At 67.5% G+C, this 13,573-nt stretch carries 17 protein-coding genes; 5 read left to right on the top strand and 12 right to left on the bottom strand.

What is annotated here, in order from left to right:
- Nucleotides 1–163: 163 nt before the first annotated feature.
- Entirely contained in the window at nt 164–679 is a 516-nt protein-coding gene (locus ORI27_RS26540; RefSeq protein WP_266000091.1) for a DoxX family protein, read from the bottom strand.
- Between the two features lie 42 nt (nt 680–721).
- Nucleotides 722–2,266: a hypothetical protein gene (locus ORI27_RS26535; RefSeq protein WP_266000090.1), complete on the bottom strand. Its 1,545-nt coding sequence runs from the start codon at nt 2,264–2,266 to the stop codon at nt 722–724.
- On the opposite strand from ORI27_RS26535, the gene ORI27_RS26530 reads away from it, so the two are divergent.
- The gene (locus tag ORI27_RS26530) at nt 2,205–2,537 is read left to right on the top strand and encodes a hypothetical protein (RefSeq protein WP_266000089.1); all 333 of its coding nucleotides are present in this window, start codon (nt 2,205–2,207) and stop codon (nt 2,535–2,537) included. The two genes, ORI27_RS26535 and ORI27_RS26530, sit on opposite strands and share 62 nt — an antisense overlap.
- Nucleotides 2,538–2,640: 103 nt before the next feature.
- Here the strand turns inward: ORI27_RS26530 and ORI27_RS26525 are convergent, their stop codons facing one another.
- On the bottom strand, nt 2,641–3,879 hold the full coding sequence (locus tag ORI27_RS26525; RefSeq protein WP_266000096.1) for a WS/DGAT domain-containing protein: 1,239 nt from the start codon (nt 3,877–3,879) through the stop codon (nt 2,641–2,643).
- 44 nt (nt 3,880–3,923) lie between these two features.
- On the opposite strand from ORI27_RS26525, the gene ORI27_RS26520 reads away from it, so the two are divergent.
- The gene (locus ORI27_RS26520; protein ID WP_266000088.1) at nt 3,924–4,727 is read left to right on the top strand and encodes an SDR family NAD(P)-dependent oxidoreductase; all 804 of its coding nucleotides are present in this window, start codon (nt 3,924–3,926) and stop codon (nt 4,725–4,727) included.
- Here ORI27_RS26520 and ORI27_RS26515 read toward each other — a convergent pair.
- The 4 genes from ORI27_RS26515 to ORI27_RS26500 form a co-directional block, all read right to left on the bottom strand.
- A complete protein-coding gene (locus ORI27_RS26515; protein WP_266000087.1) occupies nt 4,714–5,628 on the bottom strand; it encodes an alpha/beta fold hydrolase in 915 nt (304 codons plus the stop codon). The genes ORI27_RS26520 and ORI27_RS26515 overlap by 14 nt on opposite strands.
- Before the next feature lie 15 nt (nt 5,629–5,643).
- Complete coding sequence (locus tag ORI27_RS26510) at nt 5,644–6,285, bottom strand: hypothetical protein (protein ID WP_266000086.1); 642 nt, start codon at nt 6,283–6,285, stop codon at nt 5,644–5,646.
- Nucleotides 6,282–6,911, bottom strand: coding sequence for an Mce protein (locus ORI27_RS26505; RefSeq protein ID WP_266000085.1), 630 nt, complete (start codon nt 6,909–6,911; stop codon nt 6,282–6,284). Before ORI27_RS26505 ends, ORI27_RS26510 begins: the two co-directional genes overlap by 4 nt.
- A 77-nt stretch (nt 6,912–6,988) precedes the next feature.
- A complete protein-coding gene (locus ORI27_RS26500; protein WP_266000084.1) occupies nt 6,989–7,462 on the bottom strand; it encodes a VOC family protein in 474 nt (157 codons plus the stop codon).
- 109 nt (nt 7,463–7,571) lie between these two features.
- Here ORI27_RS26500 and ORI27_RS26495 point away from each other — a divergent pair, with 109 nt between their 5' ends.
- Nucleotides 7,572–8,435, top strand: coding sequence for an alpha/beta fold hydrolase (locus ORI27_RS26495; protein WP_266000082.1), 864 nt, complete (start codon nt 7,572–7,574; stop codon nt 8,433–8,435).
- A 111-nt stretch (nt 8,436–8,546) separates the two neighbouring features.
- On the opposite strand, the gene ORI27_RS26490 is transcribed toward ORI27_RS26495, so the two are convergent.
- Complete coding sequence (locus ORI27_RS26490; RefSeq protein ID WP_266000081.1) at nt 8,547–9,479, bottom strand: hypothetical protein; 933 nt, start codon at nt 9,477–9,479, stop codon at nt 8,547–8,549.
- 50 nt (nt 9,480–9,529) lie between these two features.
- Between ORI27_RS26490 and ORI27_RS26485 the strand changes: the two genes are divergently transcribed.
- Entirely contained in the window at nt 9,530–10,306 is a 777-nt protein-coding gene (locus ORI27_RS26485; protein ID WP_266000095.1) for an adenylate/guanylate cyclase domain-containing protein, read from the top strand.
- Here ORI27_RS26485 and ORI27_RS26480 read toward each other — a convergent pair.
- Nucleotides 10,303–10,479, bottom strand: a complete 177-nt coding sequence (locus ORI27_RS26480; RefSeq protein WP_266000080.1) for a hypothetical protein — start codon at nt 10,477–10,479, stop codon at nt 10,303–10,305. The two genes, ORI27_RS26485 and ORI27_RS26480, sit on opposite strands and share 4 nt — an antisense overlap.
- A 38-nt stretch (nt 10,480–10,517) precedes the next feature.
- Between ORI27_RS26480 and ORI27_RS26475 the strand changes: the two genes are divergently transcribed.
- Nucleotides 10,518–11,198: a guanylate cyclase gene (locus ORI27_RS26475; protein WP_266000094.1), complete on the top strand. Its 681-nt coding sequence runs from the start codon at nt 10,518–10,520 to the stop codon at nt 11,196–11,198.
- 15 nt (nt 11,199–11,213) lie between these two features.
- On the opposite strand, the gene ORI27_RS26470 is transcribed toward ORI27_RS26475, so the two are convergent.
- Genes ORI27_RS26470 through ORI27_RS26460 form a run of 3 tightly spaced genes read right to left on the bottom strand, consistent with a single transcriptional unit; the run spans nt 11,214 to nt 13,428 of the window.
- Complete coding sequence (locus ORI27_RS26470; protein WP_266000079.1) at nt 11,214–11,741, bottom strand: DUF1942 domain-containing protein; 528 nt, start codon at nt 11,739–11,741, stop codon at nt 11,214–11,216.
- Between the two features lie 10 nt (nt 11,742–11,751).
- Entirely contained in the window at nt 11,752–12,162 is a 411-nt protein-coding gene (locus tag ORI27_RS26465; RefSeq protein WP_266000078.1) for a VOC family protein, read from the bottom strand.
- 39 nt (nt 12,163–12,201) lie between these two features.
- Complete coding sequence (locus ORI27_RS26460; RefSeq protein WP_266000077.1) at nt 12,202–13,428, bottom strand: EAL domain-containing protein; 1,227 nt, start codon at nt 13,426–13,428, stop codon at nt 12,202–12,204.
- Between the last annotated feature and the right edge of the window lie 145 nt (nt 13,429–13,573).

Here is a 13,573-nt window from a genome sequence, read left to right as displayed (position 1 = left end):
AAACCTTGGGGTACAAAGTCACTCTCGAACCCCGCACCAACGCCGCCTAGCACCAGCGAGCAACCGCTCACCCAGCTTGGGTCACCCAATTTTCGAGAGAGACGCAAACGTGCTCAATATCGCGGCGTGTCGGAGTCCTTTTCGTCTGCTCGCGAGGGAAAAGTCAGGCCTTGGCCGGTGGCCGGTAAAAGACCGCCAGCTGCCCGATGCCGCCGGCCAGACCGAGCACCACCGCGATGAGCAAACCGCACCACCCGTGCAGCAGGTTGTAGAAGTCGGTGCCGGAGAAGAGGGCGTAGTCCAGGCTGAACCTGCCGGCGCCGGTGGCGGCCACGGCGACGGCCGAAGCCGCCAGCACCAGGTTGTACTCCCAGCCTTCCTTGACGATGAAGAAGCCGTTGTGCCGGTGCACGGTCCAGGCCGCGACCAGCATGAGCGCCACGAATCCGGCGGCCGGGACCGGCGTCAGCAGCCCGACCGCCAGCCCCAGGCCGGCGGCCATCTCGGTGCTGGCCGCCACCCGGGCGTGGAAGGTACCGGGCTTCATCCCGATGCTTTCAAACCAGCCGGCGGTGCCCTTGATCCGGCCGCCGCCGAAGAACTTGTTGTAGCCGTGGGCGGCCATGGTCACGCCGAGCACCACACGAAGGATGAGCAGTCCGACATCGTAGGCAGTCATGGGAGTAAACCTAGAGCATCCGCCCCGCTGTTGGGCAGGCGCTCAGCCGACGTAGCCGATGACCGGCATGGTGTAGCTCAGCGCGCCGCCTTCCATCCAGTGGGCCAACGGCTGGTAGTCACTGTTGGGTGGCTGCGGCATGTAGCCGCGACTGGTGGCGCCCTCGATCGGCTGGTTGAACTGGCGCATGCGAAGCACGTTGGCCCACAGGTAATCCTGGATCTGCGACATGCTCGTCAGATCCTTCTCCTTCTTGAAGATCTTCAAGATCTTGTCGGAATCGTCGCCGCTGTCGATCAGGTCCTCCACGATGGCGTCGAACTCGTCCTTGCTCATCGTGTAGAGGTTGTCACCGGACACTATCTCCGCGGTGAGGTAACCCTGCTCCGCCACGATGGCGACCTGGGTTTCTTTGAGGGCTTCCTGCGCGTTCGGGACATAGCCCAGGTCGATCGAGCTGAGCTGCGAGTACGGATTGATCACGTAGAGGCCGCCCCAGCGGTGGTGGCCGTCGACGATGTACTCACCGCCGTCGGCGGTCAGGATCACGCTCTTGGCCAGCACGGTGCCACCGGCCAGGTAATCGGAGAGCAGGTCGGGGTCCTGCAGCGGATTCTTGAGGGCCTTCTGGGCGTCGATCTCGTTCTGGCTCGGGATCAGGCTGCTCACCGCCGCGGTGATCGGGGTGACGGTGATGGCCTGGTTCGGGATTCCACGGACGGCGCCGCCCGTGGTGATCAGGTCCAAAAGCGGTGTGTTGCAGGTCTCTTCGCACTGTTCACCGGTGACGGGATCGGTCTTGAGGTAGGTGTTGAACAGGTTGACGAATCCGTCCGGGTCCTCGTCGTAGACGGCCATCAGGATCTGCTGCAGCTGGTTGACGGCGACCATGTCGGGCAGCGGCACACCGTCGGTCGTCATCCGTTCGATGTTCTCGGTGCTGTTCAGGACCTTCATCGCGGTCCCGGCCAGCCCGCCGTCTCGGTACCAGTGGTCCACGTAGTACGAGACCTCGGTATCGGTGGCGGCACGACCGAGCACGACCTGGAAGATCTCTTGGATCTTCACCTCCCGGAACGGGTCGGCCTTGATGAACTGCACGGCCACCAGTTGAGTCGGCCGACCGGCCTGCAGCTGCTGGACATAGATGGCGGCCTGGCTGGCATCAGTGGGTTCGCCCAATACGCTGCGGTAGAGCAGCTGGACGTACGTGTCGGCGGTGCCGCCGCTTTCCCGGTAGAACTCCCTGGTGCTGGCGATCTGCGCCACCACCAGCGGTTCGGGTACGCCGATCCGCAGCTCTAAGGTGCCGATCGCCAATTCCCTTGCGGTGGGTGCGCGCCCGAGTAGCTCGAGGAAGTAGCTGTTGACCTGTTGCTCCCGGAAGGCCGTCGACGTGTAGAGGCTGTGCACCACGGCTGCCGTTCCCCGCGTGTCCAGCAGCTTGGTGTAACGCTGCAACTGGTCGGCAGTGGGGTCGACCCGCAGGACCTCGCGGAAGAGGCCGGTGACGATGTCGGTGGATGTGCTCGACTCGTCCGCCGCGGCGGCGCTGCCCGCCGCCGCCGACACCGGGGTGGAGCTCACCGCCTGGCGGGTGCTGCGTGCGGTCGCCGCCACTGCCCTCACCGTCACCGTCGACGTCACGCGGGGCCGCGCGGCCGGGGTGGCCCGGTTGGCGCGCAGGGCGACCGCCGGGCGGGGGCGATGGGCACCGGCGCTGGCGGACTGCTTCGCCGCATGCGAGGTCCGCGCGGAGCTCGCGGTGGATGTCGACGACCCACCATCGTCGGCCGACGCGATCGCCGGTACCGCGAACATCGCCGCACCGACGCCGGCCGCCACCGCTCCGGCCTGAAACCAACGCACCACCGCCACATCCGCCATAGCCCTGACTTACCACCTGGGACCCGGCACGGCGTCCTTCATCAACTGGGCTTCACGTGCCCGACAACGCGTGTTCAGCCCGGCAGTGCGGCCTGCAGCCGGTCCCAATAGTCGTCGATGTCGACGTTGTCCGAGTCGGCGTGCACGCTGATCGCGATGGTGTCGCCAATGCCGTGAACGCCGTGGGTCAGGCTCATCATCGGTGACAGCGCCGGGTATCCGGCGGTGAGCGCCACCGGAAATCCCCCGAACGACAGATCGGCCGGCCCGCGGTTGACGCTGGAGACCACCGTGTTGCCGGTGACGGTCTCGGAGCGGGCATCGGGATCGAAATGCCGCACTCCCCACCGCAACAGTGGCGCGGGGATGGCCGCGGACGCGGCGGCCGACGCCCGCATTGCGGGGTGCCGGCCACGGCGTCGCTGAGCCGACAGCTCCGCAGCGATCAATTCCGCCCGCCGAGCTGGACCGACATCCGGATGCAGGGCGATGCCGACATTACGAAAGTTGTTGTGCCCAGCGGGGTTCAGCATGCAGGCCATCGGGACCTCTGCCCCCAGCCGGGAGGGCTCCTCGCCATGGCCGGCCAGATAGCCGGCCATGGCCTCACCGATCGCGACCAGCGACGCGATCGTCACGGTGGGACCCGCTAGCCGGTCGCGGTGCAGCGTTAGCGTCCGCACCGCCGGCGTTCCGTTGGGCCGCCGATTGATACTGCGCACCGGGCACCCCGCGGGCGGCCCCGGCACCAGACCCGCCTCGGTATCGCGCACCAGCATGCGGTGGGCAAGAGCCGCCGAAAACCCGAGCGCCGGCAGGAACCCACGGCGCGCGGCCACCGGGATCGGTACGGGGCGGTCGCGCCCCAGAAGCGCGCCGCACAGTGCGGCACCCCGGTTGTTGTCCGCGAACGCGTGGCCCATCTGCACCACGATCACCGAACCGTCGCCTGTGCGGCCGGGCACGCCCAGAACCCGGGGGAAAACATGCGCACGCCAAGCCATCCGGTAGAGATCGAGCTGTTCGCCGCCGAGCTCGACGATGGCCCGCAGACATCCTTGCCAGTCCATTCCCTCGGTGTGGTGAACAACGAACTGACCGGAACCCACCTCAGCGCGGCCCCACCGCGGGTATCGCCACCAACCGTCGTCGGCCACCCGCAAGCGCAGTTCGTCACATGCTTGCGCCCGCGACCGCAATTCGGCGACGGCGCCGTCCACATCACCGGGCGAGCCGGCAAAGGCGTACAGCAGGAACTGATCATTGGGAATGACGGCCGACATCCAGAGCATCTGCGCGTCAACCGCGGTCATCGCTCTGCTGGCAGCCACGCCGACCATTGTCCTAGGCTGACAACGTGTTGCCGCCACCCGGTCCCAACCGCGCCGCGCTGATCACCGGAGCCTCATCGGGCATCGGCGCTGAAATAGCCCGAGTGCTCTCCGACCGTGGGCACCACGTGGTGCTGGTGGCCCGGCGCACCGAGCAGCTGACCGATCTCGCCGAGCAACTCCGCCGCCCCAGTTCAGTTGTCGGAGCTGATCTTTCACAACCAGCGCAGCGGGCGCAACTGCCCGAACGGGTGGCAGCCCTCGGTCTCGAGGTCGACATCCTGGTCAACAACGCCGGGCTGTCCACCATGGGTCCAGTGGCCGCCGCCGACCCCGATGCCGAATTGACCGTGATCGAGGTCGACGTGGCCGCCGTGGTGGATCTGTGTACCCGATTCGTCGCGGGCATGGTGGGCCGACGCCGCGGAGCGGTGCTCAACGTCGCATCGGTGGCCGCCTTCGGGCCACTGCCCGGACAGGCTGTCTACGGCGCCGCCAAGGCTTTCGTGCTGTCCTATACCCGGGCGTTGGGCGAGGAGCTCAAATCCAGCGGCATCACGGCGACCGCCCTGTGCCCGGGCCCGGTGCACACCGGGTTCGGGGAGGCCGCGGGCATCTCCACCGAGGAGGCCGAGGCCGCGCTGCCCAAGCCGCTGTGGGTGTCCCCCGAGGATGTCGCCAGGGCCGCGGTGGACGGGCTGGCGGCGGGCGATCCGGTCGTCGTGCCGGGAAGGCTCAATCGTGCGGCGACCGCGGTCTATCACCTGACGCCGCGGCGGCTGCTGCTACCGCTGCTGGCCCGCAACCACCCGGGCCTCAAGCAGAAGTAGCCGACAAGAAGTCGACGATCCGCCGGCCCACCGCGTCGGGCTGCTCGAGCTGCAGGAAGTGCCCGGCGTGCTCGACGATCGCCACGTCGCTTCCCGGCGGCAAGACATCACACACCCATGGCGTGAATTCCGGTGTCATACAACCGTCGTCGTTGCCATGCAGGTACAGCGTCGGCAGCCGCGGCGGCTCGAGCCACCACTTGTGCAGTTCGGCATAGCGGGCCGGCGGGCGGGTGTTGCGAATGGTCGCCCGGTAGGTGCCCAGCGCCGCGCGCCAGCGATCCGGCGCGCCGATCGCGGCGTCGACATGGCGCAGATCCTCGGCGGCGTTGTAACCGGGCGACCAGCGCCGCCACAGCAGCGGCACGATCCAGGACGGCGAGCGTTCCGGCAGGGCCGGCAGCTGGAAATAGCTGATGTACCAGCTGCGCAGGAATTGGGCCGGCACCAGCCGCAACAGCCGGCCCCGGTTGGCCAGCGGCTTGCCGGCTCGCGGTCGCAACGCCGCCGCCGGCGGTACCGACATGACCACTGCCTTCACGAAAGGGCTGTCCGGCATGGCGGCCAATCCGGTGGCGGCGATGGCGCCCCAGTCGTGGCCGATGATGACATCAGCGTCGGTGGGGTCGCAGGCCGCGCGCACCTGCAGCGCATCGTCCATCACCGCCCCGATGTGGTAGCTGCCGTCGGTGGGGATCGATGAGGGCACATACCCGCGCATGAATGGCGCGATGACGCGGTAACCCGCCGCCACCAGATGGGGCGCCAGCTTCCGAAATCCGTACGCAGTATCGGGAAAACCGTGCAGGCACAAGGCAATCGGGCCGTCGGCCGGCCCCCAGCTGAGTGCGCGCAGCTGGACCGCCGGCGCCGAGACGTCAATCCAGCGCGGCTCGGTCATCGATCCCCCTCTTCGCTAGATCGGGTCAAACCCCGAGATGAGCCAGCGGTCCTTGACCTTGTCCAAGGTCACTCGGACACTCGAGGCGGTGTTGGTCGGCGCGTCGGTTCCGACGACGACGGTCTGGTTGACGAACAGCAATACGACCGCATGATCCGGTTTTGCCGACACCGATGCCGCCGCCGGCACCGCCGCGACCGCCGAGATCTTCTTCTCCTTGGCCCCGGGGATGACGACATTGTTGACCAGCTGGGTGTAAGCGTCGAGGAAGCTTCCCGTCAGCCGGTCGCGCGCCGCGCCGAGGTCCTTCTCGACGGTGTCGGGCTTGTAGCTCAGCAGGGCGACCGTCGAGTCCTTGGCGGCCTGTACGGATTCGGTCGCGGCCCGGTCGGCGTCCCGCCGCGACGAGTTCTCCCACTTCAGATACCCGGCTCCCGCGGCCAGCAGCAGCGCGAGGACGGGCAGCAGTCCAAAGGCCACCGCTCCGGCCAGGCTGAAGCGTCGCTTGGGCGCGGCTTGCGGCTCGGCCGTGGTTTCGGCCTCCGCCGGGTCGCCGGCCGGTGTGTCCTCGGCGGCCGGCTCGGTGAGCTCGACCGCGGTGCTCTCGGTCTCGCCGACCTCGGGGTCGGGGGTCTCGGGCTTGTCGTCAGTCGTCACGGCACAAACTCCACTTTCGAGACCTTCGCTTCGTCGGCGCCGGTCTTCTTGACCGTCAGACGCATCCGCCAGGAGCGGGGGGGTTGGTTGGGCGCACCGGCATTGGACGTCGTGACGGTGACGGCCACCAGCACCTGGCCCTCGTCGCCGGTCATCGACTCCAGTCCCGCCTCGGTCACCTGGCCGTCGGATTTGGACTGGGCCTGCTTGACCACCTCGATGAACGGCTGGGACCGCTTGGCGAAGTCGTCGTAGAACGAGTCGGTCGCCGAGTCGAGGATGCGCTGCACATCCTTTTCCGCCTCGTCGAAGTGGATGGTGGTCAGGTTGATGGCGCCCTGCCTGCCCACACTGACCAGCAACTCGCGCAGCTGGTCGGTCTGCCGGACCTCGTAGGCCCGGTACCCGAGCCACCCGACCAGCCCGCCGAGGGCCACCACGACGACCGTGCCGACGATCAGCGCCAGGCGGACATGCGACATCCGTGGCTTGGACGCCGACTGAGTCTCCTCGGTCTCGGTCTCGGTCTCGGTCTCGGTCTCGGTCTCGGTCTCGGTCTCGTTCGTCGGCTCACCCTCATCCGGCATGGCGACCTCGTCCTCGAGCGCGGCGGGCTCGTCGGCCATAATTCTCCCTCTGCAGCACTACGGGCTCGATCACCCGCTTGTGCGCGAAAGGCTACCGGTAGGCCCTGTGAGCGCCGTCACGGGTTGGCAACCGCGGCCTCCAGATCGGCGATGACGATCTTGCGCATCCCGAGCATGGCGGTGGTCGCGGCGGTCGCCCTGGCCGCGTCGGGATCGGAGAGCAGCTCGAAGAGCCGCCTCGGCACCACCTGCCAACTCAGACCGAAGCGATCCCTGAGCCGGCCGCACTGGGATTCCTGGCCACCAACGACCAACGCGCCCCAGAAGTAATCGACTTCGTCCTGGTCAGCGCGCTCGATGAGGAAGGAGACGGCTTCGGTGAACGGGAACACCGGCCCACCGTTGATGCCGACGAACCGGGTGCCGTCCAGCACGAAACCGGCGGACACCACCTCGCCGGGACTTCCGGGACCGGCCTCGGGGTAGCGGTTCACGTGCTCGATGGAGGAGTTCGGAAAGATGCCGGTGTAGAACCGCATCGCCTCCTCGAGGTTGTCGTCGAACCACAGCGACGGGGTGATGATGGGCACGAATCCTCCCCTCTCCACAGTGTCGATGGGGTTGACCGGTCGGGGTGGCGAAACTCATCGCCCACACGCCTGGGTAACGTGCTGATCAGGTTCGGTCGAGAGGATGCCGGTGAGCAGCACGAACAGTGGTCCGCAAACAGTAGAGTTTCACGGTGACAAGAAGCTGACCCTGGTGGCCGACGAGTGGAATCGCGATGCGCCCGCGGCAGCCGGTCGGCCGACGATCCTGATGCTGCACGGCGGCGGCCAGAACCGGTTCTCCTGGAAGAACACCGGGCAGGTACTGGCCGACCAGGGTTTCCACGTGATCGCGCTGGACGCCCGCGGGCACGGCGACAGTGACCGGGCGCCCAACGCCGAGTACACCGTCGACGCTCTATCCGATGACGTCGCGGCGGTGCTCGAGCAGATCGGCCGCCCGGTGGTGTTGATCGGGGCCAGCATGGGCGGGCTGACCAGCATCCTGGTGGCCAAGCACGCCGGACCGGAGAAGGTGACCAAGCTGGTGCTGGTCGACGTGGTGCCCCGCTTCGAGAAGGACGGCAGTGCGCGGATCCGGGAGTTCATGTTCAGCCACGTGCACGGCTTCGACACCCTCGAACAGGCCGCCGACGCCATCGGCGCCTACCTGCCGCACCGCAAGCGGCCGAAGAACCTGGACGGACTCAAGAAGAACCTGCGCCACCGGAATGGCCGCTGGTTCTGGCATTGGGACCCGGCATTCCTCACCGCCCCCGGCGACGATCCGTTCATCCGGGTGGAGCGCATCGAGCAGGCCGCCATCGACCTCAAGATCCCGATCCTGTTGATCCGCGGCAAGCTCTCCGATGTGGTCAGCGCCGAAGGCGTGCAGGATTTCCTGGCCAAGGTCCCGCATGCGGAATTCGTCGAACTCGCCGACGCCGGCCACACCGCCGCCGGCGACGACAACGACGCCTTCAGCGAGGCCGTCGTCTCGTTCGTCGCCCGCTAGACCTGGGTGTGAGCGTGCGTGTCTGACCCGAGACACGCCGGCGAAACCCGCCGTAGATGCACGCTCGCGGCGGTAATCCTCCAGGTTCCGCGTCGCCAACGTTGACGATCGCTACACCAACACCGGCACCGTGCCGTGCCGTTCGTCGGTGAGGATCTCGAACATCGCCCGCCGTGACGCGGTCAGCTCGGCATCAACCCCGTTGCCGGATAGTGTGATTCGGCAGTCCGCCAGGGCGGAGTTGTAGCAGTACTTGGTATCCCCGTTGGTGTCGGTATAGGTCAGCCCGATGACGTCGCGCGGTTCGGCACGGATCTCACCGCGCACCTCGAAGCCGTCGGTACGTCCGCCGAACGACCATCGGAACGGCTCGTAGGACCCGCGGGTATGCCGGGCCGCCAGCACCGAGCGCACGGCGACCTCCCACCCGGCGTGCCGCAGCACGAACAGGGTCGCCGCGGGAAGCCGCAGTGGTCCGACGGCGGCGCGCGCGGTCACGACTTCGAGGCTGGACTCCGGCTGGCCGTCGAAGCCGCACACCTGGCCGAAGGCGTACGCCGGGGTGTGCTTGGTTCCCCAGTTGTGGTTGACGCTGCCCCGCCACGCTTGGACCGCGATGCTGGTGTCGCCGAGCGCCACGGTGCCGTCGAAGCGGGCCAGTGGATGGCGCACCTGGGTCTTGGCGGTCGGAAACTTGGCCGCGTACGCGCGGTCGGTGAGGAGCTTGACCATCGGCTCGTCGCCGGGCGCGATGACCAGGTCCCATCGGGCGCCGTCAAGCACGCCCCGGGCGCCCACGTCGTCGATCACCGTATCGGCGATCCTGGCCGACCACGGGTCGGACAGATAGTCGGCCACGGTCGCCGGATGCGCCACCTTGATGGCACGGTTGCCGGCACCCTCCGGATCGAACACCATCACCCAGACGTCGGCGGCGGCATCGCCGGGCTCCGGCAGCAGCAGCGTCCAGCGCAACCAGATCGCCTGCGCCCGATCCGGGTGATTGGCGCGGATGAATCTGCTCTCGTAGTAGGGAGGCATCATCGGTTCAGGATTCCCGACCGGAGGGCGGCGCAGGAGTGGGTTGGACGTTTATGGCGGCGATATTGGCGGTTCTGGTCGTGGCGCAGGCGGTGGCGCTGCTGGTCGTCCGCTCGCGCCTGCAAGCCAGCCGGCGCGAAACCGAGGAGCTGCGCGGCCGCCTGGACACCCGCAACATGCTGTGGACCGGTGGCCGAGAGGCGGTCAAGACGGTCTGGCAGACCGCCAACCTGGTGCGCACCCAGGGTCTGGGCTCAGCGGTGCGATCCTCGATCGAGGAACTCGCCGACTGGGCCGACGTCGAGCGCCCTGACCTGGCCCGGCTGGCCCCCGACGGCAAGGTGGTGGTGATGTTCTCCGACATCGAGGGATCCACCGCTCTCAACGAACGCATCGGAGACCGGGCGTGGGTCAAGCTCATCGGCAGCCACGACCGACTGGTCCGGCGGCTGGTCGGATCCCACGCCGGCCATGTCGTCAAGAGTCAGGGCGACGGCTTCATGGTGGCGTTCGCCGATCCCGCCGAGGCGGTGAGCTGTGCCGTGGCGATCCAGCGAGCGCTGGAACGGGATGCGAAAAGAATGCGGCACAACAGTATTCGAGTGCGGATCGGAATCCACATGGGCAAGTCGGTGCGCCGCGGCGACGATCTGTTCGGCCGCAACGTGGCGATGGCCGCCCGCGTCGCCGGGCAGGCCGACGGTGGTGAGATCTTGGTCAGCGAATCGGTGCGCACCGCGGTCGGCGACCGGCACGCCTTCGACGAAGGCCGGGACGCCGAGCTCAAGGGATTCAGCGGCACCTACCGGCTCTACGCGGTGGCGGTCTAGGTGTCGGGTGCCGCCTGGCTTTTGGTGGCCTCGGCATGGCGCTGGTGCAGCCGGGCGCGGATCTCATCCGGCGTGTAGGCCTCGCGACGGCGCTGGTCCCGCGCGACGAGTACCCCGCCCGCGACGACGCCGGCCGCGCCGGCCAGCCCGATCCACTTCCAGATCCCGCGCATACCGACCAGACTAGGCTGCGGTGGTGACCGAGCACACGGTGTCGTTGGCCCAGGCACTGAATGAGACCCGCACCGGCGATGTTTGGCTGTTCCGCGGCGGATCGGGTCCGGATCGGGCGATCCAGACCTTGACCAACGCCCCGGTCAATCACGTCGGCATGACGGTGGCCCTCGACGACCTGCCGCCGTTGGTGTGGCACGCCGAGCTTGGCCACAAGCTCGTCGACCTGTGGACGGGCACCAATCATCGCGGCGTGCAGCTGAACGACGCCAGTGAGGCCATCGAACAGTGGTTGCACCACTACGGTCAGCGCTGCTGGTTACGACAGCTGACCCCGCACGTCACCCGCGACCAGGAAGACCGGCTCCTGAAGGTGATCGCCCGGATGGACGGCACACCATTTCCCTCCACCGCGAAGCTGACCGGCCGCTGGCTGCGCGGCCGGCTCCCTACCGTCAGCGACTGGACCCGCGGAATACCGTTCGTGCACAAGAAGGTTCGCGAGTCAGCCGAGCGACGAAAGGCCGCTGAGCGCGAAGTCGGACTGCAGACGGCCTATTGCGCGGAAACGGTCGCCATCACCTATGAGGAGATGGGCCTGTTGGCAACCGAGAAGAATGAAAACTGGTTCGACCCTGGACGATTCTGGAGCGGTGATGCGCTGCCGATGGTCGGCGACTACCGGCTCGGCGAAGAAATCCGCGTCATCACAGACTGATTGGCCGGCTACCCACTACCCCGTCGCCCACACCGCCAGCAGCTTGCCGTGCGGATCGCGGAGCATGATGGCGGTGATGGTCTGGTCCTGCGGGACGTCGTAGGCGACATGAGCAGCGATCTGCTGGCCCTGCGCCAGCTGTCCGGAGGTGATACCCGGCTGGACGGCGCCCACGGCGGGCGCGATGTTCGACCCGTCGGCGGCCCGGGCGACGAACCAGAAGCCGTTGTAGGTGGTCGTGCCGGACTTCGCGACGATCGTCACGTCGACGGCGTACATCGTTCCCTTGGCCGGGACGATCTGGGCGTCGGGGGGTACTGGGCGCAGGTTGGCGACGGTGTAGGTCGCCGTCGCGCCGTCCGGCGAGGCGACATCGACCGCGGTGCCGAAGACGACCGCCTGTTTGGCGGATGGTGCGCTCGACGTCGCCGGTGCGCTATCGGCGCTCTGTTGGTCCGTCGAGCCCGAGCCCCCGCACCCCGTGGCGATCAGTGCGACGGCGATCAGGCCGACAAGCACCCTGGACATCCGTGTTCCGCGCATTCGCGAAATACTAGCGCGGTCCGGCGAGCCCGAACTTCGCCCGGGCCTCCTCGGTGACCGGGGTGAACAGGTTGACGAGATTGCCGTCCGGATCCCGAAACAACAGCGCGCGGTTGCCCCATGGCATGGTCGTGGGTTCGGTCACGACCTCGTCGAGATGCTCGCGCAGGCGCTCATGGTCGGCGTCCACATCCTCGACGATGAATTCCAGAATCGCGCTCCGGTTGGCTGCCGGCTCCGCCGATCCGGCTCCGAACAGAGGCACGGTCTTGTCACTGCCGATGGCCAGTGTGCCGATAGCCGTGGGAATCTCGGCGAACAACTCGTTTCCCCACACCGCGGTGACCCCGGTGACCAACTCGTAGAACGCGACGAGCCGTTTGACGTCGGCGGTGATGATGCGCGTCGAGATGAAATTCATGCGGCCACCCTAGGGGTCGCCTCCGACAAGAGTGCTGGCTCAGTTCAAGCGGTCCAGCAGCGGCCGGGCGGCCGCGGCGACGCGTTCATGGTCATAGGTGATCACCATGTCGAACCGCCGCTTCTCCTCGTCTGCCGAATGCGCTACGGAACAGGTTCGCTCGCGTGCGACCAACCCGCAGGCGGCTTCCGGTCCCAGCACCAGGATCGTCGACTCGCGCAGCAGCGGGTCGTCTCGATCCAGCGTCACCCCCCTGACCCGCGGCCCCAGGCCGGCGGGCCCGTTCTGGCCGAGGACCGCCACCAGCGGTGAACGTTCGGCGATCGCTGAGTAGAGCTGTTCGGACTGCAGATCCAGGCACTCATCGGCCGGCACGGTGGCAAGCACGATCGGCGCGTTCTGGGCGGTGGCGGCGATACCCCCGATGTGATGGGAAAGGGCCGTCAGGGTCTGCTTGCGCACCGTACGGACGGGCAGGCCGGCCACGGCCGTTTCCGTCGTGGAGTGGTGGGCGGCCGGCGCCGGCGGTGTCCGTCGTAGCGGCCACGAGAACGGTTGGGACCGACCGGTCAGCTGCCCGGGGGCACCGAACCAATTGCCCTGGCCGAGCGTCGCGCCGTAGGCGAGCGCCTGTTCCAGGTGTTCGGCGGTCTCGATGCCTTCGGCGCAGATGACCGCGCCGGTACGTTCGTGGTGGGCGATGATCGCCGCCACCGTGCGGGCCAGCATCCGATCCGGCTGGCGCTGAACCAAACCCATGTCGAGCTTGAGAATGTCGGGTGCGACGACGTCGAGCAGGACCAGCGAATCGGGATGGAAGCCGATGTCGTCCAACGCGATTGCGAACCCGAGGGAACGCAAGGCGGCCACCTTGCGCAGCAGCGTCCGGGGATTGGTCAGCAGTCCCCGTTCGGTGATCTCGAACGTGAGACGGAACGTCGCGGCGGCACGCATGACATCGGGGTCGACGGCCGGATTGACGGGCACCGTCCCCGGCTCACAGTTGACCAGCAACAGCGTCCCCGGCGTGAAATTGCTCTCCAGGGCACCCTGGGTCGCGGCGCGGATGCACAGTTCATCGATGAGGTCCAGCCGACCGGTCTTCGCGGCGCGGTCGAAAATGTCGGTTGGCGCTGGATTGTCCAGTGCGGGCCAGCGCGCCAGTGCTTCATAGCCGACGACGACTTCACTGGGTAGTTCCACGACCTGCTGATACGCTGGGACCAGGCCATTACCCGCAATTGCCTCGTCGATGAAATCGGTCACGACGTCCTAGCGATGGTGTGGCGGCCCCCTGCGCGTACACGGGTGAAACCGATGAGGCCAAGTTAGCTGTGAGGCCCGCGATTTGACTGAGCCGCCACCCGATTTGCCTTGACCGACTACCCGTACAACAGCAAAGTCGCCGCGT

The organism is Mycobacterium pinniadriaticum, from assembly GCF_026242045.1.
In the GTDB taxonomy this organism is placed as follows: Bacteria; Actinomycetota; Actinomycetes; order Mycobacteriales; family Mycobacteriaceae; genus Mycobacterium; species Mycobacterium pinniadriaticum.
Note: the sequence above shows the minus strand (reverse complement) of the source record. Positions and strands in the feature narration are given on the sequence as shown.

Bases quoted from the DNA above. Each gene is read 5' to 3' on its own strand.
- ORI27_RS26515 (WP_266000087.1), bottom strand. From the start codon at position 5,628: ATGACCGAGCCGCGCTGGATTGACGTCTCGGCGCCGGCGGTCCAGCTG.
- ORI27_RS26505 (WP_266000085.1), bottom strand. From the start codon at position 6,911: ATGGCCGACGAGCCCGCCGCGCTCGAGGACGAGGTCGCCATGCCGGAT.
- ORI27_RS26465 (WP_266000078.1), bottom strand. From the start codon at position 12,162: ATGAATTTCATCTCGACGCGCATCATCACCGCCGACGTCAAACGGCTC.
- ORI27_RS26540 (WP_266000091.1), bottom strand. From the start codon at position 679: ATGACTGCCTACGATGTCGGACTGCTCATCCTTCGTGTGGTGCTCGGC.
- ORI27_RS26480 (WP_266000080.1), bottom strand. From the start codon at position 10,479: ATGCGCGGGATCTGGAAGTGGATCGGGCTGGCCGGCGCGGCCGGCGTC.
- ORI27_RS26485 (WP_266000095.1), top strand. From the start codon at position 9,530: ATGGCGGCGATATTGGCGGTTCTGGTCGTGGCGCAGGCGGTGGCGCTG.
- ORI27_RS26525 (WP_266000096.1), bottom strand. From the start codon at position 3,879: ATGACCGCGGTTGACGCGCAGATGCTCTGGATGTCGGCCGTCATTCCC.
- ORI27_RS26490 (WP_266000081.1), bottom strand. From the start codon at position 9,479: ATGATGCCTCCCTACTACGAGAGCAGATTCATCCGCGCCAATCACCCG.
- ORI27_RS26470 (WP_266000079.1), bottom strand. From the start codon at position 11,741: ATGCGCGGAACACGGATGTCCAGGGTGCTTGTCGGCCTGATCGCCGTC.